The organism is Butyrivibrio sp. AE3003, assembly GCF_000686065.1.
Classification (GTDB): Bacteria; Bacillota; Clostridia; order Lachnospirales; family Lachnospiraceae; genus Butyrivibrio; species Butyrivibrio hungatei_A.
In genome coordinates, this window is record NZ_JMLX01000001.1 from 2,174,190 (window position 1) to 2,200,080 (window position 25,891).

A 25,891-nucleotide genomic window follows, 5' to 3' on the forward strand; every position below is an offset into this window, starting at 1 on the left:
CGCTTTCAATAGTTGACGTGCACAGACTGATAGGCTGTGGCTAAATCATAGAAGCCACTGTTTATCAGTCTTTCTTTTGTCATTGCCATGTTGACTGCAACTGTATGTGTGGTAAACCAATGTCCGCGCCGACTGTTACCAGCCATAAGCGCCAAGTCCTTGGGCACGCCCATCTTTATGAGATTGCGTACTTTAGTTTTTGGCTTCTTCCACTGTTTCCATATACACATACGTATTCTGTGATAGAGCCATCCATTGATTTCGTCTATGTTGTACTTCATGCTTGCTATACCGTAGTAGTTAAGCCATCCTCTCGCATATACCTTGATTTTCTCAAGACTAGGTTTGATGGACTGCACAGACTTACGGGAAGATAAATCTTTCAGCTTTGACTTGAACTTCTTCAATGACTTTGGATGAACCCTGACGAAAACGCCACTTCCGTTCCTTCCCAATGCAAAGCCAAGGAATTTAAAATTTTGAATTGCAAACACGCTGACCGTACGACTTTTCTCTCGATTTACTGTTAACTTCAGTTTCTCTTCGAGATATTTTGTACTGCTTTCCAAGAGTCTCTCTGATGCTCTTTTGCTTTTCGCTAGAAGAACGATGTCATCTGCATATCTTATGCAGGGCACACCCCTTTTCAGAAACTCTTGGTCGAACTCATTGAGGTAGATATTCGCAAGAAGTGGAGATAAATTCCCACCTTGCGGCGAACCTTCTTCAGTATCAATGACCACTCCATTTTCCATTACCCCACTTTTCAGATAACGCTTTATTAGTTGAACTACACGTTCATCCTTCACATTCCTTCTGAGGAGATTGATAAGAATTTCATGATTCAAGGTGTCGAAATACTTTGATAAATCCAAGACTACTGCAAAAGTGTAACCTTGTTCTGCGTATTCTTTTGCCTTCTGTATAGCGTCCTTTGCGCTTCTGTTTGGGCGATAGCCGTAGCTTCCTTCCACAAACAATGGTTCATAGATTGGCACTAACTGTTGAGTTATTGCCTGTTGGAGTGTTCGGTCTATCACGGTAGGTATGCCAAGCTTACGCACACCTCCATCTGGTTTTGGAATCTCAACTCGCCTGACTGGCGATGAAGTATACTTGCCGCGGTATATGCGGTCAGTTAACTCCTGCTGATGTTCCTTAAGGTACGGAAGTGCCTTTTCGATGGTCATACCATCAATACCTGGCGCTCCCTTGTTTGCCTTAACTCTTTTATACGCTCTGTTAAAGTTATCCTTATACAGTATCGCTTCCAAGAGCTTCGGCTGTGCACTGTCTCTTTCTTTCCATATCCGATTGAACGACCTAGACGCTTTCGCATACCCTTCGTGTTCCGCACTATCTCTTTGCGAACAGCCATTATTATCAATGTTTTCTGCCATTAAAGGTCATTCCTCCTTTCTCGGTCATACTTAAGACTCCTACTGATTCGGTCCTTCGGTTAACATGTCCATGTTTCCATATCCATGTCCCTACTATGACCTCTGCTGACTTCTGCATGTTCAGCACCGCCTCGTTGCCTTGTGCGGTGGTTACTCCTTTCGGAGCATTTCATGCAGACCTCCCTAGGTACCACACGTTTCTTCCACTCCATCCATCTGCCTCATTTATCATGCATGATTCCGTGTAGTTATTGGGCTTCGACTTGCTAAGCAGCCTTACCCTCATGCATAACCTCGTATGAGATTTCTGTTCGTCAGACCAGAGATTTGCCCATGAGTTAGTATGTTCCTCACATCCAGCTTCCTTCAGATTCCGCCTCACGACGGACACCCTTGCTTTCGGCTATATCCTTCCCACTACCGGGCGGATTCGGGACTTTAACCCGTTAGAAACGTGCGCCGCTAGGCGCACTTAACGAAGGACCGACGTACCCATGTAGATACGTCGGTCCTTCTGTATATATGTTACTTTTTCATATTTGGCTTACGCCAAAAAATCCCTAAAATTCCCAAACGCGAATACGCCATTAATCATTTCAAATTTTCCAACATGTTAATGAAAGTTCTGCTTTCTTCAGATCCGCTGTCAAAAAATAACCATTCAGGCTTTGAGATCTGTCCTTCTTTTTCAGGCATTTTGGAATAGATCATCTTGTAAATATACGAATCAAGTGATGAAGATTTTTCTTCTCCTCTTTCCTTCCAACGGCGCAAATACCAACCTTCGCCACTGTCGCCTTTATTCCATTCGATTACCTGTTTTTCTCCGTCGATATCCACAAAGAAATACACGTTTAATTCTTCCAAAAATCCTTCTGTCTTTAACCAGAAATAATTGCCGGTAAACGTCACTTTGTTTCCACCGTCTGTCTGAATCTCCCTTCCGTCAATTCTTGTGTCGTAAATAATTTCCTTGCTTCTTACTGCCATACCCATAATGCCTGATCATACCTCTCATCATCTTAGTGCTACTGTCACCAAATAAGTCGAGTTATTTGATGACAGCAGCACTAGTAATATTCTTTTCCTAACATTCGATAGTTCTTAAAATGACGGAAAAGCAAGAATATAATAACTTTATGATATGCATATGGAATTTTATTATACAAGGAAAAAGCTGTACTGTTTCTTTATCATCTTGTTCAATTGCATGTTATTTCGGCAAAATAACTCTTTTCTCCCAGACATCCGCCCACGTCATAAGGCTCTGATTCCGCAGTTAAAGACTTTTCTCCCGTAGCCATTTCTCCTTCAGTTACGTCTTTTGCTTCTTTTTTGCCCCCTGTTAATACAATCACCAATAGCATTAATATCTATCCTGCGTTTTCCGACTTCTATCATGAGTTTTCCAGATAAATAGTTTCATATCGCAATTCTTATCTGGGTCATCCTTTAAATCTTTCTATATATTTTTTCTTCAGAGATATAGCTTAGTAATCAAAAATATGCTCTTTCCCCCTACGTTACTCAGATTCAATTACAACCTTTATGTCCGTAAACTTTTTCTCACATTCAGCTATTTATACGTGAGCAAGTCAAATTTCGGGATTCTATACCCGTAGAACTCTTCCCAAAATCGATTATTTCTACGGACACAAATCGATTTCCAGACTCCATGCCCGTAGAGTTCTTCCCAGAATCTCTTATTTCTACGGACACAAAACGATTCCTGGGACTCTATACCCGTAGAACTCTTCCCAGAATCTCTTATTTCTACGGACACAAATCGATTTCCAGACTCCATGCCCGTAGAGCCATTCCAACAATCACATCTTCAACATCAGGTGGTTCGCCTCAAGGTTGTAGTAGAGCATGCAACCTGAATCGCTCAAGTCATAGACACTCACAACATTTGAATCGCCGGCAACTCCCAAATCATCACAGAACTCTGCCGTAATATCCTTAAACCTCGCAAACTTCTCAGGTGCAAAAACAACCGTCTTCTCACCGCTAAACACAGCAGTATAGAGTATATCCGCCTCAACAAGATCCTGAAAAATATGACTTCCGTAGGATAGCTCGGGATTGTAGCCGGCTTCTTTTTCTTCAACTTCACACACTGCTTCAAACTCGCTTATGTCCGCAAACGTAGTGGGCACGCCAAGCTCAGGCGACGATGTTCCGATGCGCCCGGGGACTATCAGCATCATATGTCTTCCCTTGTCTCTGTATGTCCAATTGACCTTGCCAATAATGCTCGCGATATTAGGCTTATCCGCGTAAGGCAGGTTGTAATAAGCCTTTGGATCGACATATACGATCAGATCGATCGGAACGCTCCTTGAAAGTCCCATTGATGAATCCACATTTTCGAGCAAAATCTCGTCTTTATCCACATTTTGAGGAACAGTAACACTACCCGTATCCTTCGAAACCTGAAGTGGCCTGCACTGCAGAAGGTTTATCGAATACTCTCCCGTCTCCGACAGATTTATCGTAAACTCGATATCCACGGGATGCTCATACTCATCCTGAATACACTTCATTAGCTTCTGCATCCGTGCCATTATCTCTTCTTTCCTGACAAGTCCTCTGCAGGAAATAAATCTTACATCGCGAAGGATTCCTCTTTCCTTCAGCGAACCTTCAACTTCATAATCATGCTCAAGTAAAGTATTGATCAAATACATCGGAAGTTTCTTCTCAATATCCCGAAGCTCCAGCCTCTTGAGCTCATGCTCCGTCACATCAACAGCTTCCACAGCTCTCTGTGAGAGCTGATGCCTCTCCGCAACCGTCACACAAGATGTCGCCTCAGGCATATCAAGACTTACAAGGCGTGGGTACGAGCCCATTGTCCTGTCGACTGCGGATGTTCCAAGCCCCATTACAAGCCTTAGCATTCCCGCCTGAGGATCGATATCCGCAAGGAACTTGTACGGGCTGTAGGAATACCCAACTCCCGCAGCGCACGGCATATAGTACTGCCCGTAATACGAGCCAGAAACTCTCTGCACAAGAAGCGCCATCTGCTCATCTCTTTTATCAAGTCCGCGCCTCTTACGGTAGTCAAGCGCCGATAAGCTCATGGTACTTGCATAAACCGCCCTAATCGCATTTTCAAATTCTTCAAGCCTCTCCTCCAGTGTTCCTCTGTTCACACAAAAAACTGATTCATACTTGCCAGCAAAAGCATTACCGAATCCATCTTCAAGAATACTGCTCGATCGCACGATAAAAGGATCCTGACCGTAGTATTCCAGGATATGCCTAAGCTGCGTCCGTAAGTCCTCTGCAAACGTGCCTGTCCGTAGCTTCTCCGCGAACTCATCCGCAAGTGAGAAATACTCTTCATCAGTCCTCTGGCGAACTCTGATATCCCAGAAATCATTATCCACAATATACGTATAATAAATATCCGATCCTATAAAGAATGAATCATGCGGCTCAAGCACTTCGTCAACATCAGGCGCCATATTCCTTATAATGGCACGCGCAAGCAACATTCCGCACGCTTTTCCTCCGATAAGTCCGGTGCCTATCATATGACTTCGCACATTAAAATAATCCTCAGGCTTAAAGTGCTTTTTTACCATAAGTCTCATCTTCTCATCGCGCGTCATCATTACCTTGCACATGATATCGCAGGACTCATCCATGTTCATCCGGCTCTCATATTGAAACTTTGCCGTGTTAAAAAACTTATCCCAGAAATCAATATACTGATCCTCTCCGGGGCGCTGGAAATTTTCAAGAAGCTGATAAAAACGACTACTCTGCACACCGTCCAGAATCGGCCTGAAATATCCGTCCTCCTTCCTGTAAATATGCGGAAGAAACATGGTATCGGAATCGCGGTTCCATACCTTCTCGGGACGTACATATACATTTTTTGAATCGGAATACACATCAAGAAAAAGCTGTGTTGTATTAAGAATCTTGTTAATGGAATAAAATGAATGTTTCCCTCTGATTATGGGGAAAAAAGCTACTGTATCAAGAATAAACAGAAACGGGCATGTCACCCTGAAAAAATTGCCCATCATAAGGTCTGTCGCCCATGCTATCTGAAGTTCCGACAGGCAATCAAAAACATAGAAGGCATCTTTACCCTCTTTTTCTATAATGTTGTGAATCTCGACCGTGAATGTCTCGAACCTGTGCGAAAGAGGAACCTTCACAGTCTTAACTTCCGAACAGTCCTCCACAAGCGGCTCATGCGTTGCAAATCTAAAATAGATAATGTTCCGCTTATCCTTTTTTGCCTGCTCAACATAAGGATCCACAAAAAGTTTAAACTCCGATAGTTCGGAAACTCTGAAAACGACGTTGTCGCCAAGCCTGATATTATCAAGCGCTTCGTCCATCTCGGGTATACCGGACAATACTCTGTCAAATGCCGCCATAGATAGTACCTCCGCTCAAAGATAAACCAACAAGCTCCAATAAGCTCGCTAAAACCTTGTTAAGTAGCAATCAAAAGAAAAAGGCAAAGACCACCAATTTCTTTGGCGCCTTTGCCTCTGTAAATTAATAATACCACACGAGATACTTTTTATGTATTACATTTTCGAATTGAAAAACAACCTGCGCATCTTCCGCACCATCTCATCGCAGGACGAATATTTATAATCCGCTTTATTTCTTTCATTGTCACTAAGAGTCACGACCTTCTTAAATTCTTCCGCATTCATCAGATAATCTCTCATGTTCTTAACGGAAGCATTTTTGTTATAGATTTTTATGTAAGAGTAACCTCTATATTCACGCGAAGGATATGACAAAATCTTAAGTTCATCATATACGTCGCTCTCTTTTATTTCGCCTACAAGCTTCTCTATCTTTTCCGTCTTGTCTATGCTCATCATATAAACAACGGCGTGATCGTCGGGACGTTGTTTATTAAGATAATTTCTGTAAGGCGACTTGTGCATCTTCTCATAAATATCTTTTTCCGCATCATTAACAAGCTCGCTATGATAGATAATAAGGACATCTTCGAGTATAACTGTCGTAAAAATATTAAACCCACGCTCAGTGATAAACTTCTCAATCTCGCCTGCATGCTCGGCTGAAATAATGTACACCTTGGGATATCTGTTCTCTTTTACATCATATAATATCGCTCCGTCCATCGCGATTATCGGAAGTGCAGGTTTTATATCAGGCATCCCTTCAAGGAATCCCGCGGGAGTTCTGAGCGTCATAAACGTAAGGTTCATCCCTTTTTCCAGCATTCCGTTCATAATGACCTTGCTGTAAGGAGTTACTCCGCCCGCCAATCCGTCCATTGAGTTGTCCATGTTTACAACGAACAGCGTTTCTTTATCAAGTTTTCCGTGCAAAGAAATTGAGTTAAGGATCAGCCCCACAAATATTCCGATCAGGGTATCGAGCGATCTGTTCAGTACAAATATATAAGGATTTTCATCAAGCAAATGATTCACAACTATACTTAAGAATACTACACAGGAAAAATACGACGCCTTCTTTTGCTTTATAACAACAGTGGTGTAGATGATAGGTATCAGTGCCAGTGATATGATACAGTAGTGTAAAAAACTGTCTCCGAAATTGAATACGTTCTGCTTAAGCAATATGTAAATAAGTCCGTACACCGCTCCTATAAATGTGCCTATAGTGCGCTGGATTGCATTATTTACAGTATTCTTTGTCTGGTTCTGTATACACCAAAGTACCGCAAGTGCAGAATAAAACGGTGTTCCCTGCTTACCTCGCAAAAAATATATCACAAAGCAGATAAGCACTCCCACCGCTGATTTTATTATCCTCAGCCCTATGTGCGGAAGATGTACTCTCTCAATTTTCATTTTTTATTTAAAAACACTCCTTGCTATGCCGCATAGAATCTTGGCTGTAGCTTCAGCTCCGAATTTACTCGAATCTATACATATATCTCTGTTGTCAAAGACACCCGCCATATCTTTACAGTATTTTTTCCTGTAATTGTCGCGCGCCTTATCCACATCTTTTATCATATCACGTGCGGTCTTTTCATCCATCCCCAGAATCGATGTACAATTCTCAAGCCTCTTTTCATAGGGAGAATAAACATATACATGTAGCGCCCTGTCTGCATTTCTGAGGCAATAATCTCCGCATCTTCCTACAATTATACATGATTGCATCGCCGCAAAGTCTTTGATTATATTGCTCTGGATAAGAAAAAGTTCTTCCTGCATACTCACAGGTCCCATGCCGAGAGGATATCTTTTTTCTGCAAAAAAACCTCCCGCGCGCTCCTCTTCCTTGCTTATCTCCGAGACGGGAAGCCCCATGCGCAGCGCTGTCTCCTCGACAATGTCCCTGTCAAAATAATCTATTCCCAGTTCCATCGCCATGTGCTGGGCTATTGTTCTTCCGAGTGCACCAAATTGCCTTGAAATTGTAATAACATATTTATCCATAATCATCTTACCTTGCTTTCTGCATGTTCCTTACCGTCATGGAAATACTGAAATTTATAACAAAATAAATAGCTGCCGCAACTCCGAACAGGACAAATACATCCGAGACATTGATCGCGTTTAGGCCGTTGTATCTATTTGCCGATGACAGCACCTGTTTTGTCCTTGCCATAAGTTCTATGACCGCCACATTTGCAAGGAATGAGCTGTCTTTAATGGTGGTTATGACCTGGCTTAAAAGCGTCGGAATGATCGATCTGAAAGTCTGAGGAAGCACTATATACCACAATATCTGAATCATCGAAAATCCCTGTGAATACCCGGCTTCAACCTGTCCGCTTGCAACCGAGTTAAGACCTCCTCTTACAATCTCCGCAATAACACCCGACGTATACAAAATAAGCGCCACGGTAGCTTTGAACAAAAGCTTGTTATTTACCGACGAAAGCCCAAACATCTGCTTATTTGCAAATCCGGGAACAGGGCAAAAGACAACGCATATAAATATCCAGAACAAAAGCGGAGTATTTCTGAACAGCTCAATGTATATGACAGAAAGCACCTTAAGTATTCCTGTCTTTTTATTTGTGCAATAGTTTCTAAGAAGTGCCAGTCCCGTTCCGATAACTATGCTGAAAAGGACCGCAGCTACCGAGATGATCATGGTAAAGAGCACGCCTTGCATTATGAATTTTAATATTGCAGGATTTTTTAGCATTGAAAAACTGTTTCCTAATGTATCCATGTCATGCCTCCTTCGGTCTGCCGTTTTGGAATACTTTGCTGTCTCTCTTTTTAAGCGATGTTTCCCACATTGATGCAAAAGATGACAATGGGAAGCAGATTAAAAAGAAAATCGCGCCGCATACAATATATGCGGGAGCATATGAACCGCCTGTGTTTTCTCCCGTAACAAAACTGTATGTAAGAGAAAGAAGATCTGCACCGCCGACTATGTAAAGACAAGACGTATTCTTTATCATATTTACAACTACGTTTGTCATCGGAGGCAAGATCACCTTTATACTCTGAGGAATTATAATGTAAAACATCTGGGCAGCATATCCGAATCCCTGCGCCTGTGCAGCTTCAAACTGTCCTTTAGGTACAGATTCTATTCCCGTCCTTATAACTTCTGCCATATACGCACCTGTGTATATACCAAGTGCAAGGAAACCGGTCACAATTATTCCGGGGCTGTGTCCCGAAAATGCAAGAGCGTAGTACAAAAAGCACATCTGTAACAGAACCGGTGTGTTCTGAATCACCTCCACATACATCCTGCTTATTGCCTTTAGTATCTTCTTTCCGCTCGTTGCCATGAGTCCAAAGACAATACCAAGTGCAAGCGCGATCAAAAGTGCAACAAATGCTGTTTTTATAGTATTTAAAAATCCAAGCATGAATGTATCTTTATAAAGCCATATTTTGCTCCATGCTCTCGGAGAAAATAATCCTGACATACCGGTCCTCCAATGTTTCTTACTTTAGTCGGTTCTTTTAATCAAGTCCGTTCTCGGAAATGAGCTTATCGATAGTTCCGTCCGCTAATTTCTCAGTAATAAGTTCCTCTGCTGTCTTTGACAATCCCGAACCTTTTGTTGTGGCAATGCCGTATTCCTGAGGTGCAAATTCCGCATCGATATACGATCTTCCTTCTGTCTTATAAATAGCAAGAATGGACTTATCTACGCAGAACGCATCAATTTCACCTGCGCTAAGTGCTGTTGAAATAGTCGGATAGTCATCATACTGCTGGAACTTAACTCCCGTTGTCCATGTCGCGGGATCAAAACTCTCTTCATCAAATCCGTCGCCGCTTATAAGACCTTTTTCGATCATTGCTTTTACAAGTGATTTTGCTGATGTTGAACCGGATGATACGCCTACTTTTTTGTCCATAAGATCGTCAAGTGTCTTTATTCCCTTTGCATCCTCGACAAGCACGGTTACATGATCCGTATAATAAGGTGTTGTGAAATCCCAGCTCTCTTTTCTCTCATCGGTGATGGTAAATGTAGCAAGTACACAATCAATATCTCCCGAATCAAGAAGCTCTGTTCTTGTAGCCGCCGTAACTGCCGTAAACTCAACCTCTACCCCAAGCTTATCGGCAAGTGCTTTAGCAAGTTCTATCTCAAGTCCCGAATACTCGCCTGTAAGCGGATCCTCAAAACCAAATCCCATTACCGCGTTCTTTACTCCGACTTTCAAAACTCCTCTGTCAATAATTGCCTGTACATCTTCCGAAGCACTCTCACCGGATGAACTGTCTGATGCAGGAGACGCCGTGGTATCACTTGATGTCTCACTTGTTTCACCTGTACTCTCGCCTCCGCATGCAACGAGCATCAAGCTCATAATACCTGCAAATACAATGCTCAAAATTTTTCTTTTCATAACTGCTTCCTCCTGATATTACCTGATTATCTTTCCCAAAAACTGTTTTACTCTGTCGCTTTCGGGATTATTGAAAAAGTGCTCCGGAGTTCCGGACTCTATAATCTGTCCGTCTTCCATGAATATCACTCTGTCAGCTACCTGTCTTGCAAATCCCATTTCATGGGTTACAACTACCATCGTTATATTTTCTTTTGCCAGCTTTATCATTACATCCAATACTTCCTGAATTGTCTCAGGATCAAGCGCCGATGTGGGTTCGTCAAAAAGAATGATTTTACTCTGTGAACACAAAGCCCTTGCTATTGCTATTCTCTGCTGCTGCCCGCCGGAAAGTGTTGTAGGATAAACATCCGCCTTATCTTTAAGTCCGACTATATCAAGGTAATGATAAGCAAGTTCCTCGGCCTCTTTCCTTGACTTATGCTGAAGCTTTATGGGCGCAAGTGTCAGATTCTTCAGAACCGTCATATGCGGATAAAGATTGAACTGCTGAAACACCATCGAAGTGTTGTCCCTTACAACCTTTGTCTTATTCTTGGTCGTAAGCTCCGTTCCGTTTATGTAAACATGTCCGCTGCTTGGAACCTCAAGAAAATTCATACAGCGTACCGTTGTCGATTTTCCCGAGCCGGAAGGTCCTATGATTACCAGCTTTTCGCCCTCCGCAACTTCGAGATTCACATTCTTAAGAACATGAAGATCGCCAAAATTTTTATTTACATTTTCCAGTTTGATCATTGCCATTGCTTGTTACCTTTCTAAGCCCATCTCTGAGCGTTTTCAGCTCCCCTTTTAGGGAAAGATATAAGAGTAAAGAGTCGCATGCGACTCTTTCGTGCCTGAGCGGAATTGCAACGCAATTATATTCCAAACCGCGAGGTGCGCATCCACAGCGGAGCGATCTTTTATATCATAGAAAAATTTTTTCTATGATATAAAAGAACGGCGCTTCGGAAATAAAAATACCGAAACACCGTTGTCTCTTATATCTTTGCAGAAAAATTGTTATGAAGAAAGGCGCTCTGAAACACTAAGTGAATCAAAACGCCCTTGTTTGTATACAAGTATACAGATTATTTTTTGTTTAGCAACTGTCAATTTTTACAAAAAAATCCTGTCGCCTTAAAAATACTATAATGACATTTGCCAAATATTTTTTTCAATCGATTATGTCATTCTGAAACCTCGAAAGATGCTCAAACGGCAAGATGAGTCTACCTCTGTACAGGCCACAACCGTCGTTTACAAGCTGATTATTAACTGCCCCGAACATATTCACATCAACTTTTGAAAGATCAAGCTCCTGCAGTTTCATTCCCCTTTCATAGGCTTCATCAAAATATACACACTCTCCCATAGGAATCTTGTATCTTCTGCTTCGCTCCTTATCCTGCCTCTTTTCATATCCAAGATGATGCGCGGGTCCTATCTCAGCGTAATCGTCCATCTGCTTTGTACGAAGCTGGACTTCAAGATACGACCTCGACTGATTATCATAAAAAGTAATGTGCAAAGACTTGTAACCATAGGGGCTTGGATTCTTGATATAGTCCCTATAATACGGCCTGAGCGATTCCTCAATCAGCTCTGACGGCTCACATCCCGGTATTCCGTATATCTCTGCCGTAAATCCATTTTCTTCCAAAAATCCGGGTAGCTCATTTGCAATCTTATACAGATACTTTAACTCCACCTCTTCCCTGTCTTCGCCTTCATCCAGATGACATGAAGGCATGGATATAACTATGCGGTACGCGATAAGATCCCTTATTGCCCCCATATGCTGCTTAACCTCGCAAACATTTGGAAATTTTCCATTCTTGTTGTAATAGTCACATACAGTCTCAACAATATTTCCGTTGAATTTCTGCTCGGCCCTTATTATGGACTTGATCCTACCCTTAAACGTAAACGCAAGATAAGGATATTCAACAGACATATATTTATAGAACTCTCTCAGCCTCTGCGACTGCGATGTCAGGAAATCGTTATGCTGCAAAAGTTCAAGCTGACGCAAAAGAAAATTGCAATGAATCTTATCCATATTGTTCTGAGTATGTTTCGCATCCTCTTTCAGATCCACATAGTATCGCTGCAAGATCTTTAGTACCGTATCCCCTGAATATAAGTAATCATTTAATGTGATCATTTCCCCATCCTCTTTTAATGCTCTTCTCCAAAAAAAAAGCAAAGTCACCTACGAAATTGTAAGCGCCTTTGCTTTCTTTTATATAATAACATATTCTATCTGCTATTACATAATTATTTACAACCTCAATACTATAACTTACCAAAGACTGTTGAAATACTTTTGTATTATCGTAATAATATAATGGTTAAGAAACTGTTAAGAAAGGAATTTGAACTATGCCGGAAAACATTGGCAATATTTTTTATATGAATTGGGAATTAGAATTCCTGCACCATTTACAAACTATGCACACTCCGGAATTGGACAAAAAAATGCTTTTTTTCACCGGTTTGGGTGATAAAACTATACTTATCGCATTGTTTTTACTTGCTCTTATTATTATTCCAAAGACCAGAAAATATGGCATTCAAATGGCAATTGCCGTAGTTATCTCTGTACTGATCGTAAACGTAGGTATAAAACCTTTTGTCAAGAGATGCAGACCTTGTTGGCTGGAACCGAACGTGCCACTGCTCATACCTGTTCCGCACGATTATTCCTTCCCATCGGGACATACAAATGCTTTTTTTGCAATGGCGACAGCACTGTATCTGAAAGACAAGAAACTCGGACTTCCGGCTCTTGCGCTTGCTTCAATCGTCGCGTTCAGTCGTATGTACTTATTTGTTCACTGGCCGACGGATGTTGTCGGCGGAATCATCACAGGTTTTGTCAGCGGCAAGATCAGCTATAAGATTACCAATCCTTTCGCAGGATTATTCAAAAAGAAAAAACGAAGAAGATAATTAAATAATTTCACAATCGAGTAGAAGGCGGTGACTAACCGCCGTCCTCTCACAACACCGTACGTACCGTTCGGTATACGGCGCTTTCAATAGTTGATGTGCACAGACTGATAGGCTGTGGCTAAATCAAAGAAGCCACTGTTTATCAGTCTTTCTTTATTTAACGCCCAAATCACAGCCTTATTGTTACTAACGTACCAATACTTCCTGCGACTGTTCGCAATAGTTGCCGCATAGTGTTCTGGAATTCCGAGCTTTACGAGATTTCTAAATTTAGTCCTCGGTAGTTTCCATTGCTTCCATATACACATGCGAATTCTGTGATAGAGCCATCCGTTGATGTCATCTATGTTGTTCTTCATACTGGCAATCCCATAGTAGTTAAGCCAACCTCTGGCGTATACCTTGATTTTCTCGAGACTCGGCTTGATGGACTGTGCGGACTTACGGGAAGATAAATCCCTCAGCCTTGACTTGAACTTTTTCCATGACTTTGTATGAACTCGGACATATATGCCACCTCCGTTCCTTCCCAATGCAAAGCCGAGAAATTTAAAATTTCGGATTGCAAACACACTTACAGTACGGCTTTTCTCGCGGTTAACCGTGAGTTTCAGTTTCTCTTCAAGATATCTCGTACTGCTCTCTAAGAGTCTTTCGGACGCTCTTTTGCTTCTGGCAAGGAGCACGATGTCATCCGCATATCTGATGCAGGGAACACCTCTCTTTAGAAACTCTTGGTCGAACTCGTTGAGGTAGATGTTCGCAAGTAGTGGTGATAAATTGCCCCCCTGCGGCGAACCTTCCTCTGTTTCGATGACCACTCCGTTTTCCATTACTCCACTTTTCAGATAGCGCTTTATGAGCTGTACAACACGCTCATCCTTTACATTCTTTCGAAGAAGATTTATAAGGATTTCATGATTCAGGGTGTCGAAGTACTTTGATAAGTCAAGCACCACAGCGAATGTGTATCCTTGTTCTGCGTACTCCTTAATTTTTAGTATAGCTCCCTTTGCATCTCTGTTAGGACGGTAGCCATAGCTTCCATCTGCAAACAGTGGTTCATAGATTGGCACTAACTGTTGAGTTATTGCCTGTTGAAGCGTGCGGTCTATCACGGTAGGTATGCCAAGCTTGCGCACACCACCATCTGGTTTTGGAATCTCAACTCGCCTAACTGGCGACGGAGTGTACTTTCCACGATATATGCGGTCAGTTAGCTCCTGCTGGTGTTCCTTAAGATAAGGAAGAGCCGCTTCGATAGTCATGCCATCGATTCCTGGCGCTCCTTTGTTTGCCTTTACTCTCTTATACGCTCTGTTAAAGTTGTCTTTATACAGTATCGCTTCCAAGAGTTTCGGCTGTGCACTGTCTCTTTCTTTCCATATCCGATTGAATGACCTACGCGCTTTCGCATACCCTTCATGTTCCGCACTATCTCTTTGCGAACAGCCATTGATTTCAATGTTTTCTGCCATTAATGGTCATTCCTCCTTTCTCGGTCATACTTAAGACTCCTATTGATTCGGTCCTTCACCTCTCGGCTACTATGACCTCTGCTGACTTCTGTGCGTTCAGCATTACCTTTGGTAATGGTTACCTCTTTCAAGGCATATCGCAACAGATCTCCCTAGGTACCACACGTTTCTTCCTCTCCATCTATCTGCCTCATTTATCATGCATGATTCCGTGTAGTTATTGGGCTTCGACTTGTGGAGCAGCCTCACCCTCATGCATAACCTTATATGAGATTTCTGTTCGTCAGACCAGAGATTTGCCCATGAGTTAGTATGTTCCTCATATCCAGCTTCCTTCAGATTCCATCTCACGATGGACACCCTTGCCTTCGGCTATATCCTTCCCACTACCGGGTGGATTCGGGACTTTAACCCGTTAGAAACGTGCGCCGCTAGGCGCACTCCATAAAAGCAAAGGTAGCAAATCTGCACCTTTGCTTTTTTCTATGATATGAACTATTAAAAATAGCTGTTGACATACTTTGACTGTTGTAGTATATTACTATTCATATTGAATACCACGTCAAACGTAGTACGATAATAATAGTATGACAGTCATAGCATTTAAAGGAGACAGAATATGCCACAGGATTTAGGTACAGTTTTTTATTTTGATTGGGAACTTAGATTCCTACACTTTTTGCAAAGCATTCATAATCCGATATTAGATTCGATTATGTTATTTTTCACTAATTCAGGTCCCATAATTACGATTTTGATACTTATATCGATTGTCTTTCCAAAAACAAGACGAATCGGATTTCAAATGCTTCTTGCTTCTTTCATTTCACAAATACTCATAAACAATGAATTAAAGCATCTTATCACAAGATGCAGGCCATGCTGGCTGGAACCGGGCGTGAAATTATTAGTTGACTGCCCAAACAGTTATTCTTTTCCGTCAGGACATACAAGCGGGTTCTTTGCATTAGCGACAGCAATATTCTTAAGTAATAAGAAATTCGGAATTCCAGCTCTTGTCTTTGCTTCTCTCGGTGCTTTCAGCCGTTTGTATCTTTTTGTTCACTGGCCGACGGATGTTTTGAGCGGAATTCTTTCAGGTGCTCTATGCGGTGTGCTGAGCTTTTTGATAATTGACGCACTCATCAATATTTTTAGAAAAAAAAATAAAGGATAAATAATATGAAAACAAGTTTAAGATTGACAAAGTATTTAGGTGGCATCGTTTTTGCACTCATACTGATATCTACTCTTCCCGGAATAATTGTTCAGCGAGCAAATATTACTAACAATTCTGATTCTCATTGTATCGGTATTGCTTGGACTTTACCTCATCAGAGACAGTAAGATGAAAGATGTTTATCAGACTGTAGAAAACTAAGTTTCCCAAAAACAAAGAGTACTTCTTGGAAATATCGCATAATCAAGAAGTACTCTCTTTTTTCAATTATTTCTTATCTTTCGAATGTCTCTCACCGATCTGGAAGTCATCACTGTGAGCGAACATGAAATCTACAGTAATGGGATCGTCCCCTGTAAGTTTCTTGAAGTCATCGGTATGAACGGCCATCTTGCCTTCTCTTATAGCCTGCGCAAATGTTACCATACCATCGCTTGAGAAGGGCGCTTCGCTTCCTTTTTTGAAAAGACCGTCTGTAGTTCTCGGAACTCCCATAGCATCAAAGATCTTGTAATTCTCTTCATCTGTAACAGCCTTGTAGCTTATGTTGTTGCCGGTTTCTTTGTTTCCAATCTCGACAAACTTAGTGATCGTCATCAGCTCTTTTCCATTGATATTGAGAGTTGCATGATCATATTCGGATGCACGGTGAAGAGCGTAAGCAACGGCTTTAGCACAGTCTTTTCTTGAAATGTATGCCATAAGTCCGTCGCCCTGGCTGTTTGTAAGAGGCGCATTCGCATGTACATATGTAAAGTAATTGGTGATCATAGCCTCTGCGTACTGGGAATTACGAAGGAATATATAATCAAGGCCTTCACCCTTAATGTAGTTCTCAGTGTAGATATGATCAAGCTTTTCAATCGAAGGATTGGTCTCATCACCGGCATTTACAAGGGATGTGTAGATAATCTTTTTTACACCCGCTTTTTTTGCCGCATCGACAGCATTTTTATGGGCGCTCTGCCTCTTCTCACCGACAAAAGGCATAGAGATAAGAGCAAGAACATCTGCACCCTTAAATGCTTCCGCAAGCCCGTCCGGATAGTTAAAGTCCGTCACATGTGTCTCAACTCCCTGAGCTGCAAATCCCTTAAGTGAATCTTCACTGTAGCCGCAGAATATAAGATTACTCTTATCTTCCAATGTCAGCAGCACTCTCGCTGCCTCAGCGCCAAGATTTCCATCAACACCTGTAAGTAACAGTTTACCCATGAAAATACCTCCTTCTATGAAATTGTTATGATATAGGCGTTTTGAATTTTTGCCTTTATATACCCTTATATTATATCACTTAAACTTTCTAAGTTCCGAATATGCAAACGGAACCGCAATAAGCGTAGAAAGTACATCGGCACATGGCTGCGCAATCTCTACTCCTGTGATTCCAAAGAACCTTGGAAGAAGCAGTATCATTGGAAGGAAACAGATACCGTTTCTCGCAGATGCCGTAATTGAAGCCTTAACTCCCTTTCCTATAGACTGAAGCATCATATTACTCATTACAATAGGGCCTGATAAGAACAGCGTCGCGCACTGGAATCTGAGCGCCTTTACACCAACCTCCACGGCAGCTGCGTCCTTGGAGAAAAGAGATATCAGATTCGGTGCAAAATAGAAACATACCGCTCCGAGTCCCAAAAGGAAGATTGATGCATATTTAAGGCAGAAAAAGAATCCCTCTTTTACCCTTGCCGTAAGTCCTGCGCCGTAGTTAAACGAGCATACGGGCTGATATCCCTGGCCAAATCCTATAAGTGCCGAAACCATAAGCATGAGGATTCTTGTTGCAACAGACATTCCGGCAATTGCCGCATCAGCACCTATGCTTCCCGCAGTTCTGTTAAGAACGAGAGTTGCTATAGCCGCAAGTCCCTGTCTTGCAAGTGAAGGTCCGCCTCCGTTTGCTATCTCAAAGAGGTAATGCCCGTTAAGTCTGACCTTCTTAATATTAAGCTTTATATTTTCACCCTTGGTCGTTCCGATTAGAAGGACAAAAAAGCTTGTAATCTGTCCCATAACCGTTGCGATCGCAGCTCCCGTAACTTCCATGTGAAATACCATGATAAGAAGCGGATCGAGTATCATATTCATCGCAGCACCGCTCATAAGACCGATCATTGCGTAATATGCGCTTCCCTGGAATCTGAGCTGATTGTTTATAACAAACTGCGCCATCATAAACGGAGCGCCAAGCAATATGATCCTCATATACTGCTTTGTAAATGTCAAAGTCTGCGCACTCTTTGCACCAAGCGCACCGGCAATATCGGTCAGAAAAATATTTCCGATAAGAGCAAAAGCAATTCCGAGAATGATCGACAGTGCAAAACCTGTAGATGCCATCTCATCTGCTTCTTCATACTTTTCGGCGCCAAGCATTCTTGACAGATAGTTTCCCGATCCGTGTCCGCAAAAGAATCCTGCTGCCTGAATAATCGCCATAACGGTAAAAACAAGTCCTACAGACGCGGTAGCTGCGGTATTTACTTCAGGATTGCTTGAAACTCTCGATACAAAGAACGTATCAGCCGTGTTATAAATTCCCGTAACCAGCATGCTTATTATGGTTGGAAAAGATAATGTCATAATAAGCTTCGGTATAGGTGTTGTGGTAAAGTATTCTCTTCTGTTTTGAGTAGACATTTAAATTAGCTCCGATATAAATTATTTCCTGCAATAAGTGCAGCAAAAAACATTATAGCACACCTTTTGCTTCTTCGAACTTCGCCTTCATGGTCGGATTGCCTCGCGTAAGCTTCTTTACGCTGACATCATCAACCTTGCTGTTTGCAATCCTGAGCTGATTGTCGGAACCGAGAAGTTCTTTTTTCACCTTCTCAAGGTGCTGAATAGTCTTATCTATTTCATCGATAGCCTTGTCAAAATGATTGTGTGCTATCTCATAATTTCTTGAAAAATCATTTTTGAACTTCATCAGACTGTCTTCAAAGTTTGAAATATCAATATCCTGATTGCGGACAAGCTGAAGCTCCTGCTTGTATTCAAGCGCTGTGAACGCGGCATTCCTAAGAAGCGTAATGATAGGAATAAAGCACTGCGGCCTTACAACGTACATCTTGTCATATTTGTATGAAACATCAACAATTCCGGCATTGTAGAGTTCACTGTCACTCTCAAGAAGAGATACCAGAACAGCATACTCGCAGTTTTTCTCCTTGCGGTCCTTATCAAGTTCTTTAAAAAAGTCCTCGTTCTTATGCTTAGTCGCGGTCTCATCCATCTCGTTCTTCATCTCGAACATTATAGAGATTATCTCAACGCCGTTCTCATCACACTCTCTGTAGATATAATCGCCCTTACTTCCGCTTCTTGCATCATTATCTTTTTCAAAATATGCATTTCTGAAAGCAGTCGCACGAAGCTGGTTAAACTGTATCTCGCAGTGCTGCTCAAGCGTCTCGCCGACCATCTTTGTTGACATCTTGGTCTTTAAATCTTTATAGAACTCAACTTCTTTCTCTTTCTGCTCAAGAAGGATCTTGCCCTTTTCTTTTTCCTGATTAAGGGCATTTTCAAGTTCATGTTTCTCATCGTTAAGAGCATTGGCAAGCTCGTTCTTCTCTGTTTCCACTTTTCTTACGGCTTCAAGAACGGCAAGTTTTGTCTTGTCCTCAGCGCCTTTAACTTCCATGGAAAGAAGACTCTTCTCTTCAAGAGCCTTATTAAGCTGCGCTCTAAGGTCATCAAGTTCCTTTTGATGATCCTCTTTTTCCTTCTCATACTGAGCTTTGCTCTTTAAGATGATCTCGTTCTCTTTTGCCGCAAGCTCAAGCTCATGCTTCTCTCTATAATGTCTTTCAAGCTCGGAAACACGGCTCGAAAGATCTTTTTCAAATTCTTTATCTCTTATCTGCTTCATAATGGAACCAAGTTCCGTATCGTCAACCGTAAAAGCCTGTCCGCAATGCGGGCACTTAAGTTCTGCCATTTCTGCTCCTCTCCGGAAGATGCACCTGTAGAATGCTCTTCCCCCAAAAACGTATATATCAATAATAAAATGCGAAATTAAAAAGGTCAAAGTTATTAAGGAAATGTGCTATTATAGAGGCATTAGAAAAAAAGTGAGGTTTCTATGCGAAGATTAAGAATTACATTTAATTCCCCGGTAGTTTTGGGATTTATGTTGCTAAGTTTTGGCGTATTGGAGCTGAGCGCCTTTACAAACGGCTTTTCTGACCAGCTCCTGTTTATGACCTACAGGTCACCACTTACCGATCCGCTTACTTACATCAGATTTTTTACACACGTACTTGGACACAGCGGTTGGGAACATTACATCAGTAACGCCTCCTATCTATTATTGCTCGGTCCCTTGCTTGAGGAAAAATACGGATCTAAGCCAATACTTCAGATAATTGTAATAACCGCACTCTTTACAGGAATAGTAAACTACATCCTATTTGAAAATGTAGCTTTGTGCGGCGCCAGCGGAGTTGTATTTGCCTTTATCCTCCTTACGTCATTTACAAATTTCAGACAAGGAGACATTCCGCTGACATTTATACTGGTTACTGTCGTTTTCCTCGGGCAACAGATTCATGACGGATTGTTTCTTCAGGACGATATATCAAACCTGTCACATATCATAGGTGGTGTCATCGGTGCCATCATCGGATATCATCTTAACAGAGACGATTATTATTAAAAAAGGCTCAATGCTGTAAAAAGGGAAACGCCGTTTTGAAACGTTTCCCTTTTTATTATCCACTTTTTTTCTTTGAATGCTTCACGGAATTGTTATCCTGAGATTCCGGATTGCCTTCTTTTTTCCCCCCGCTATGAGCTCCCATAGCGCTGACATCAATTTCAGAACCGTCGATAAGTGCAGCTGAATCTTGCTTCTGCTCTTCATCCGTAGAAGGTATCGTTCCGTCAAGCTGCCCCTTGATGCTTTCAGCTCTTAGCTTCACCGCTTTATACAATGTTTCACATGCCGTCTTATACTCATCATAGCTGTAAAACGCTGTCGGATCTTCTTTAACAAGTGCATCTATTTGGCTTCCTATCCTGTTATAGGTTTCTTCGAATCTTCCTCCGTCAACATATTCTTCTGTTAGTTTTCTCAGATACTCGTGATACTTTTCAAGATATTCCTCATTTTCCAATAATGTATCAAAAAAGTCGGTTCCCGAAAATGGAGTATCTATCGCATCATTTACCATCTCAGTTCCTTTATCGCTGTCTTCTCCGCCTCTTCCCATGGCTGACATTCCTCCAAACGAGAGATTATAATCCCACGGGAAAAGATTAAGTTGTCCGTCATGCTCATAAAGGTAATAGTTATGCGCCATATTTCCTGACAGACTGTCCATATTTACCACAAAAGTGTGCACAGCCATATATTTAAGGATATTGTCTACATCAAGATATTTCTCTATGTCATTTCCTTCGCTTATATTCTTAAGTGCCTTAACCACTCTTCTGTGATCGTTGTCTGCCGTATCTGTTATCTCGCCGTCCCATATTGTAGAATAACTGTCAAGATCGTCATCAATATAATTCAGATTAGCGCCGCCATTGCCCATCATAGGACCGCCACCTTCCATACCGTCAGGTGGTGTTGGATGATTGTCGGAATTATCACCTTCCATACCGGGAGGTGATGGCATATTGGCAGGATCAAAGCCTTCCATGTCAGGCATTTGTGGAGGTGCTCCGGGGGTATCGCCCTCCATGTCAGGCTTATCCTGCGGATTAAAATCGCCATGATCCGGCTTGCCGTCTACACCAAACGGTGGCTTTCCGCCTCCCGAACCTTGCTGCGATTTTGCTCCCTGTTCAGATTTGGGTTTATTATCGCTTCCGCCGCCCATTCCCATACTTTCGGGCTTATATAGCTCTCCGTTACGGGTTCCGTAGTTTCTTAGCAAAAAGCTCTCTTCAACTGCTTCCAATGCAAGATATACGCCCTTGTACTCACCGTTTAGTGATATCGATGCGTAATTGTACAGCGGTGATGCTGCTCCGATAAAGTTGAACATGTCATATACGATCGCCTCTTTCATATTGGTGGCGTCAGCGTAGTTATTATTGAGAATAAGCTTATCAAGTCCAAAGCATGTCTGCCCTTCCATAAAATGACCAAATTCCAGCTTAAAACTGTATCTGTCGGTATCAGGATCCCTTGCTACCGATGAAAGAGATGTATTTCCTTTTGGACGTATAGCAACATTCTTAAATGTCGTTCCACATATCTCGACATCACAGGAGTAATATTCCTCGGACATTGCATTTTCCAACATCTCATTCCATTCTTCTTCGTCCATCTTGATGTTTACGCTTATAACTTCATTTGTATCAAAAAGCTTGCTTGGGTATTCCATTAAAATGTTTGCATTTGCAGTATATTTATCACTTCGTCCCATGACTATTCCGGCAAGCACGCATATCACTACAGCCATGGCCATGATGATCACCACAATCTTATTAATATGCTTGTTTGTAACCATAACAGGATCCTCCTATCGATCTTTAACTCATGTACTCGCCGTTAAATGCAACAAGCGTAGCACTCGATACACCATCAACATCATTTACCCGATTAACAAAACCTGTTGCCGCATCTTTTGTACGTATCTCGACTGTAAACTCGATTCCATCGTCGGTAACGGTCTTAGATTTAACGATATACTTACTCGTTTCTTTTTTTATAATGCCGTATGCCTTTTCTTCAGCCCTCTCATCGTAACAATCTACGATAAGTATGTATGGCACATTTGAAACCTTTTTATTTGCAAACAAAGCAAGAATAATCCCGATTATTGCGGATCCGACCACTGCAAGGGGAATCATTCCGGCTCCGACCACTATACCTGCCGCAAGCGCCCAAAACAAAAATACTATTTCCATGGGCTCTTTTATTGCTGTACGGAAACGCACGATTGAAAGTGCTCCGACCATGCCGAGTGAAAGAACAACATTTGATGTAACCGCCATGATCACAAGGTTGGTCACAAGCGCAAGTCCTACAAGAGTCATTGCAAAGCCCGTGGAATACATAACTCCGCTAAATGTCTTTTTATAGATTAAAAAGATGAACAATCCAATCGCCAGTGCAAAGGCCATTCCCATCAATGTATCTACAACGGAAAACTGTGTTACGCTCTCCAAAAAGTTTGATTTAAAAATATCGTTAAATGACATTATTTCTTCCTCCTTCAAATGAACAGATTATTGTATCTCAATTTTTTATCCGAATCTCCGGCATACGCCGTATTTTGAAAATGCCTGTCTGGTTATGTTATTAACCTGTATCAGGTCTTGTATCACCGACGGCAAGAACGCATCGTATTTTACTTCCAGTATCATATCCTCCGGGTTATCCGTCGCACTTATGTCTTTGACATCCTTTATAAGAAATTCTCGATTATATAGAGATGTTCTTATCTTCGAATCAAATGTAACCCTGACATTTCCTGCCTTGTATATATACGGTTCACGTACATATGACACCAGAACCCTCGGAACGAGCCTTTGATATCGCATCTTTGCATATAGTTCTTTTACCAGCTCATGTGGGCTGTCTTTCATAAATTCAAGGTCACCTTCAAGTATCTTTCTGCACTCGCTCTCAGCAATCCTCGCGTCATATTTAAGGCACAGGTCATTAATCTTCATTTTCTTTTCAAGTGTTATAAAAGAAAAATCATCATTGTAATACCTGATACGAAATTTCTCACGTTTCTGTATGCCGTCTATCTTCTCCCGCAGCGCTTTGTCATCGCTGTTATCAAAATAAATGCTCCTTATCTGATAAAGGCCTGTTGAATCCGTATGCGGATCGGAGATCATTATATTTCTGAGACGGTTTCGCATCGCTATGTACTCAGAATAAGAAATACTGTACTTGAGCTCATGTCTGTAATGCTTTTCCACTATCCTTTTTCTCCCTTCCTTATCGTCTTGAAGCCATAATAAATTCCCAACCTGAAATGAACCTGAAAAACAATAAAAAAAGAGAAGTCCTTTTTCGACTTCTCTTTTTCAAGTAGATCAGATTATAACTTTTATTGTCATTGTTTTGCCGCTCGGACACTCTGCACTTATTGTGCCGCCATGAACTTCTGCCGCCGCCTTAGCAATCGCAAGTCCGACACCTGTACCTCCCGTCTCAGTACTTCTTGACAAGTCGGGTCTGTAAAAACGGTCAAACAGTTTTTCAGTATCCGGTATCGTACTAAGTTCACAGGTGTTAAAAACCTCGATCACCGCTCTGTTTTTCTTTTTGTAAACACTTAACCTAATATCTCCGTTTGCATCGGAATACCTTATCGCGTTATCTAAAAGCACCGACAGCATCTGATGAATCGCCGACTTATCTCCGTAAATATTCACATCATCCTGAATATCCACAGAAAAATTCTTTTCACTTGCCTTGGACTGAACTTCAAACACCTCAGCTATCTCCCATGCGGCCGAACTTAAGGACAGATGTTCCTTGTCGGGAAGCGGAATATCTTCATCAAGCCTGGAGAGCTGTACAAGTTCGCTCACAAGCTTACTCATTCTCCCCGTCTGCTTCCTTATATTATCTATCCACTCATCTCCTTCATGTTCCATGCTAAGGACATCCAGACTTGTACTTATGGACGTAAGCGGAGTTTTCAGTTCATGGCTTGCATCCGTAATAAACTGCTTCTGCCTTCTGATATTGTTTGCAATAGGGCGTATCGCCCTGTTTGAGAAAAGAACTACCAATATAAATACAAGTAAGAGACTTACACCGGAAACCGCAATCGTCAGTGTCCTTAAAGTATGCATAAATTGCAGCTCTCGCGTGGAATTAAGAAAAACGATTACTGTAGAATCTCTATACTTTACTTTTCCAAATCTGAATTCATTTTTATATCCACGTTCTTTTTTATCCAAATAGACTTGTTCTGCAAGCTGCTTTGCTCCCGAAGCATCGACTGAAGCGACAAAATCAAGCGATGTGGACATGACATTGCCGTTACCGTCAAGTCGCGCAATAAAAAAAACGCGTCATATAACCGGCTTCCGCATCGGGTGAACCTCTAAAAGGGCCATCCGGCGGCGGTCCCGGTGGATTCCCATCAGGGCTTGGTGGATTTCCGCCAGGCACCGGTTGCCCGTTATTCATTCCGGAATCCGGTACCGGCGACTTTCCGGCCTCAAATTCATGAATGGCCAAAATTGTTTCATCAAGCCTTTTTGTAACAACAGTGTAATTAATCAGATTAACAAGAAAGGCAACCATAAGTATTACTGCAAAAAAAGCAGCCATTGCTGCAATTATCACGCGGTAACGCATTCTTTTCAGCATGAGGTCACCTCCAGTGCATATCCGATGCCACGCATTGTCTTTATTTCCACATTTGCCTTGATCTGCCTTAACTTCTTTCGAACATATCCTATGGTAGTCCATACCACATCTACGTCAGATTCCGTATCATAGCCCCATATCTTTTCCATCAAATGCTCCGTTGAAAAGACCTGTCCCGGATGAAGAATAAAAAGTTCAATAAGTTGAAACTCCTTGTTTGTAAGCTTGATGCTCTTTTTTCCTACACTTATTTCGTACTTATTACTGTCAAGAATTATGTTTCCTATACTCTGAACAGAATCGTTGTAGTTCTCACTGCGGCGCCCCAGCGCCTTAACCCTTGCAATCAGTTCACTCGTAGCAAATGGTTTAGGCAGGTAATCATCGGCTCCCGCTTCAAGCCCTGCCACTCTGTCTTCAATCTCAGCCTTTGATGTAAGGAGCAGGACAGGCGTCCTGATTCCGTTCTGCCTTATGAGCGACAGAACTTCAAGCCCGCTTTTTCCCGGCATCATAATATCAAGCACGATCACTTCATACGAACCCTCTTGTATGTAATCCCACGCATCATCTCCGTTATGCACAATATCCACGGAGTACATCGCTTTCTCCATCAGGAGTTTAAGCGCTTTCGCCGTTGCAACCTCATCCTCTGCAATCAAAATTCTCATATACGCCCTCATTAAACGTTTTTACATCTTTAAAACATCTATAAATTAATAATATGATGCAAATGGAAAAAGGTCAAAGATACG

24 protein-coding genes are annotated in these 25,891 nt (G+C 41.8%); 3 read left to right on the top strand and 21 right to left on the bottom strand.

Translation table 11 applies throughout. From position 1 onward, the window contains the following. Positions 1 to 5 precede the first annotated feature (5 nt). From ltrA (CD00_RS0110390) to CD00_RS0110445, 11 genes are all read right to left on the bottom strand, one after another. Complete coding sequence (gene ltrA, locus CD00_RS0110390) at positions 6 to 1,400, bottom strand: group II intron reverse transcriptase/maturase (protein ID WP_026655921.1); 1,395 nt, start codon at positions 1,398 to 1,400, stop codon at positions 6 to 8. 591 nt (positions 1,401 to 1,991) lie between these two features. Beyond that, positions 1,992 to 2,390, bottom strand: a complete 399-nt coding sequence (locus CD00_RS0110400; protein WP_207640483.1) for a hypothetical protein — start codon at positions 2,388 to 2,390, stop codon at positions 1,992 to 1,994. A 212-nt stretch (positions 2,391 to 2,602) separates the two neighbouring features. Continuing rightward, positions 2,603 to 2,761: a hypothetical protein gene (locus CD00_RS20175; RefSeq protein ID WP_207640484.1), complete on the bottom strand. Its 159-nt coding sequence runs from the start codon at positions 2,759 to 2,761 to the stop codon at positions 2,603 to 2,605. A 465-nt stretch (positions 2,762 to 3,226) separates the two neighbouring features. Then, positions 3,227 to 5,806, bottom strand: coding sequence for a PEP/pyruvate-binding domain-containing protein (locus CD00_RS0110410; protein ID WP_026655922.1), 2,580 nt, complete (start codon positions 5,804 to 5,806; stop codon positions 3,227 to 3,229). Between the two features lie 156 nt (positions 5,807 to 5,962). Next, entirely contained in the window at positions 5,963 to 7,231 is a 1,269-nt protein-coding gene (locus tag CD00_RS19370; RefSeq protein WP_051594157.1) for an FUSC family protein, read from the bottom strand. Between the two features lie 3 nt (positions 7,232 to 7,234). Then, positions 7,235 to 7,828, bottom strand: coding sequence for a cytidylate kinase-like family protein (locus CD00_RS0110420; protein ID WP_026655923.1), 594 nt, complete (start codon positions 7,826 to 7,828; stop codon positions 7,235 to 7,237). A 7-nt stretch (positions 7,829 to 7,835) separates the two neighbouring features. After that, complete coding sequence (locus CD00_RS0110425) at positions 7,836 to 8,573, bottom strand: amino acid ABC transporter permease (RefSeq protein WP_026655924.1); 738 nt, start codon at positions 8,571 to 8,573, stop codon at positions 7,836 to 7,838. Position 8,574: 1 nt separating this feature from the next. Then, a complete protein-coding gene (locus CD00_RS0110430; protein WP_026655925.1) occupies positions 8,575 to 9,291 on the bottom strand; it encodes an amino acid ABC transporter permease in 717 nt (238 codons plus the stop codon). 37 nt (positions 9,292 to 9,328) lie between these two features. Continuing rightward, positions 9,329 to 10,228 carry a transporter substrate-binding domain-containing protein gene (locus tag CD00_RS0110435; protein ID WP_026655926.1) on the bottom strand — a complete coding sequence of 300 codons (900 nt, stop codon included), beginning with the start codon at positions 10,226 to 10,228 and terminating at the stop codon, positions 9,329 to 9,331. Positions 10,229 to 10,246: 18 nt separating this feature from the next. After that, positions 10,247 to 10,975 (bottom strand): amino acid ABC transporter ATP-binding protein, encoded by a 729-nt coding sequence (locus tag CD00_RS0110440; RefSeq protein WP_330370398.1) that lies wholly within the window; start codon positions 10,973 to 10,975, stop codon positions 10,247 to 10,249. Between the two features lie 415 nt (positions 10,976 to 11,390). Then, positions 11,391 to 12,380 carry a guanosine polyphosphate pyrophosphohydrolase gene (locus tag CD00_RS0110445; protein ID WP_026655928.1) on the bottom strand — a complete coding sequence of 330 codons (990 nt, stop codon included), beginning with the start codon at positions 12,378 to 12,380 and terminating at the stop codon, positions 11,391 to 11,393. Positions 12,381 to 12,712: 332 nt separating this feature from the next. Between CD00_RS0110445 and CD00_RS18040 the strand changes: the two genes are divergently transcribed. Then, the gene (locus CD00_RS18040) at positions 12,713 to 13,168 is read left to right on the top strand and encodes a phosphatase PAP2 family protein (RefSeq protein WP_242838959.1); all 456 of its coding nucleotides are present in this window, start codon (positions 12,713 to 12,715) and stop codon (positions 13,166 to 13,168) included. 86 nt (positions 13,169 to 13,254) lie between these two features. On the opposite strand, the gene ltrA (CD00_RS0110455) is transcribed toward CD00_RS18040, so the two are convergent. Then, positions 13,255 to 14,649: a group II intron reverse transcriptase/maturase gene (gene ltrA / locus CD00_RS0110455; protein WP_026655929.1), complete on the bottom strand. Its 1,395-nt coding sequence runs from the start codon at positions 14,647 to 14,649 to the stop codon at positions 13,255 to 13,257. 619 nt (positions 14,650 to 15,268) lie between these two features. On the opposite strand from ltrA (CD00_RS0110455), the gene CD00_RS0110460 reads away from it, so the two are divergent. Then, entirely contained in the window at positions 15,269 to 15,826 is a 558-nt protein-coding gene (locus tag CD00_RS0110460; protein WP_034462075.1) for a phosphatase PAP2 family protein, read from the top strand. A 270-nt stretch (positions 15,827 to 16,096) separates the two neighbouring features. On the opposite strand, the gene CD00_RS0110465 is transcribed toward CD00_RS0110460, so the two are convergent. From CD00_RS0110465 to CD00_RS0110475, 3 genes are all read right to left on the bottom strand, one after another. Beyond that, positions 16,097 to 17,044: an NmrA family NAD(P)-binding protein gene (locus CD00_RS0110465; protein ID WP_026655931.1), complete on the bottom strand. Its 948-nt coding sequence runs from the start codon at positions 17,042 to 17,044 to the stop codon at positions 16,097 to 16,099. 75 nt (positions 17,045 to 17,119) lie between these two features. Further along, positions 17,120 to 18,475, bottom strand: a complete 1,356-nt coding sequence (locus CD00_RS0110470; RefSeq protein WP_026655932.1) for an MATE family efflux transporter — start codon at positions 18,473 to 18,475, stop codon at positions 17,120 to 17,122. Positions 18,476 to 18,527: 52 nt separating this feature from the next. After that, positions 18,528 to 19,781 (bottom strand): DUF2130 domain-containing protein, encoded by a 1,254-nt coding sequence (locus CD00_RS0110475; protein ID WP_026655933.1) that lies wholly within the window; start codon positions 19,779 to 19,781, stop codon positions 18,528 to 18,530. Between the two features lie 144 nt (positions 19,782 to 19,925). Here CD00_RS0110475 and CD00_RS0110480 point away from each other — a divergent pair, with 144 nt between their 5' ends. Next, positions 19,926 to 20,498 carry a rhomboid family intramembrane serine protease gene (locus CD00_RS0110480; RefSeq protein ID WP_026655934.1) on the top strand — a complete coding sequence of 191 codons (573 nt, stop codon included), beginning with the start codon at positions 19,926 to 19,928 and terminating at the stop codon, positions 20,496 to 20,498. 55 nt (positions 20,499 to 20,553) lie between these two features. On the opposite strand, the gene CD00_RS18045 is transcribed toward CD00_RS0110480, so the two are convergent. From CD00_RS18045 to CD00_RS0110505, 6 genes are all read right to left on the bottom strand, one after another. After that, entirely contained in the window at positions 20,554 to 22,302 is a 1,749-nt protein-coding gene (locus tag CD00_RS18045) for a CotH kinase family protein (RefSeq protein ID WP_051594158.1), read from the bottom strand. Positions 22,303 to 22,324: 22 nt separating this feature from the next. Next, entirely contained in the window at positions 22,325 to 22,996 is a 672-nt protein-coding gene (locus CD00_RS0110490) for a DUF4956 domain-containing protein (protein ID WP_026655935.1), read from the bottom strand. A gap of 45 nt (positions 22,997 to 23,041) precedes the next feature. Next, positions 23,042 to 23,728 carry a polyphosphate polymerase domain-containing protein gene (locus CD00_RS0110495; protein ID WP_330370400.1) on the bottom strand — a complete coding sequence of 229 codons (687 nt, stop codon included), beginning with the start codon at positions 23,726 to 23,728 and terminating at the stop codon, positions 23,042 to 23,044. Positions 23,729 to 23,845: 117 nt separating this feature from the next. Next, the gene (locus CD00_RS18050; protein WP_051594159.1) at positions 23,846 to 24,793 is read right to left on the bottom strand and encodes a sensor histidine kinase; all 948 of its coding nucleotides are present in this window, start codon (positions 24,791 to 24,793) and stop codon (positions 23,846 to 23,848) included. Between the two features lie 16 nt (positions 24,794 to 24,809). Next, on the bottom strand, positions 24,810 to 25,136 hold the full coding sequence (locus CD00_RS19375) for a hypothetical protein (protein WP_051594160.1): 327 nt from the start codon (positions 25,134 to 25,136) through the stop codon (positions 24,810 to 24,812). Next, the gene (locus CD00_RS0110505) at positions 25,130 to 25,807 is read right to left on the bottom strand and encodes a response regulator transcription factor (RefSeq protein WP_026655937.1); all 678 of its coding nucleotides are present in this window, start codon (positions 25,805 to 25,807) and stop codon (positions 25,130 to 25,132) included. The genes CD00_RS19375 and CD00_RS0110505 overlap by 7 nt, the downstream gene beginning before the upstream one ends. Positions 25,808 to 25,891 lie beyond the last annotated feature (84 nt).

Coding starts and splice junctions, on each gene's coding strand:
- ltrA (WP_026655921.1), bottom strand. CDS start 1,400: ATGGCAGAAAACATTGATAATAATGGCTGTTCGCAAAGAGATAGTGCG.
- CD00_RS0110400 (WP_207640483.1), bottom strand. CDS start 2,390: ATGGCAGTAAGAAGCAAGGAAATTATTTACGACACAAGAATTGACGGA.
- CD00_RS0110410 (WP_026655922.1), bottom strand. CDS start 5,806: ATGGCGGCATTTGACAGAGTATTGTCCGGTATACCCGAGATGGACGAA.
- CD00_RS19370 (WP_051594157.1), bottom strand. CDS start 7,231: ATGAAAATTGAGAGAGTACATCTTCCGCACATAGGGCTGAGGATAATA.
- CD00_RS0110420 (WP_026655923.1), bottom strand. CDS start 7,828: ATGGATAAATATGTTATTACAATTTCAAGGCAATTTGGTGCACTCGGA.
- CD00_RS0110425 (WP_026655924.1), bottom strand. CDS start 8,573: ATGGATACATTAGGAAACAGTTTTTCAATGCTAAAAAATCCTGCAATA.
- CD00_RS0110430 (WP_026655925.1), bottom strand. CDS start 9,291: ATGTCAGGATTATTTTCTCCGAGAGCATGGAGCAAAATATGGCTTTAT.
- CD00_RS0110435 (WP_026655926.1), bottom strand. CDS start 10,228: ATGAAAAGAAAAATTTTGAGCATTGTATTTGCAGGTATTATGAGCTTG.
- CD00_RS0110440 (WP_330370398.1), bottom strand. CDS start 10,975: ATGGCAATGATCAAACTGGAAAATGTAAATAAAAATTTTGGCGATCTT.
- CD00_RS0110445 (WP_026655928.1), bottom strand. CDS start 12,380: ATGATCACATTAAATGATTACTTATATTCAGGGGATACGGTACTAAAG.
- ltrA (WP_026655929.1), bottom strand. CDS start 14,649: ATGGCAGAAAACATTGAAATCAATGGCTGTTCGCAAAGAGATAGTGCG.
- CD00_RS0110460 (WP_034462075.1), top strand. CDS start 15,269: ATGCCACAGGATTTAGGTACAGTTTTTTATTTTGATTGGGAACTTAGA.
- CD00_RS0110465 (WP_026655931.1), bottom strand. CDS start 17,044: ATGGGTAAACTGTTACTTACAGGTGTTGATGGAAATCTTGGCGCTGAG.
- CD00_RS0110470 (WP_026655932.1), bottom strand. CDS start 18,475: ATGTCTACTCAAAACAGAAGAGAATACTTTACCACAACACCTATACCG.
- CD00_RS0110475 (WP_026655933.1), bottom strand. CDS start 19,781: ATGGCAGAACTTAAGTGCCCGCATTGCGGACAGGCTTTTACGGTTGAC.
- CD00_RS0110480 (WP_026655934.1), top strand. CDS start 19,926: ATGCGAAGATTAAGAATTACATTTAATTCCCCGGTAGTTTTGGGATTT.
- CD00_RS18045 (WP_051594158.1), bottom strand. CDS start 22,302: ATGGTTACAAACAAGCATATTAATAAGATTGTGGTGATCATCATGGCC.
- CD00_RS0110490 (WP_026655935.1), bottom strand. CDS start 22,996: ATGTCATTTAACGATATTTTTAAATCAAACTTTTTGGAGAGCGTAACA.
- CD00_RS18050 (WP_051594159.1), bottom strand. CDS start 24,793: ATGTCCACATCGCTTGATTTTGTCGCTTCAGTCGATGCTTCGGGAGCA.
- CD00_RS19375 (WP_051594160.1), bottom strand. CDS start 25,136: ATGCTGAAAAGAATGCGTTACCGCGTGATAATTGCAGCAATGGCTGCT.
- CD00_RS0110505 (WP_026655937.1), bottom strand. CDS start 25,807: ATGAGAATTTTGATTGCAGAGGATGAGGTTGCAACGGCGAAAGCGCTT.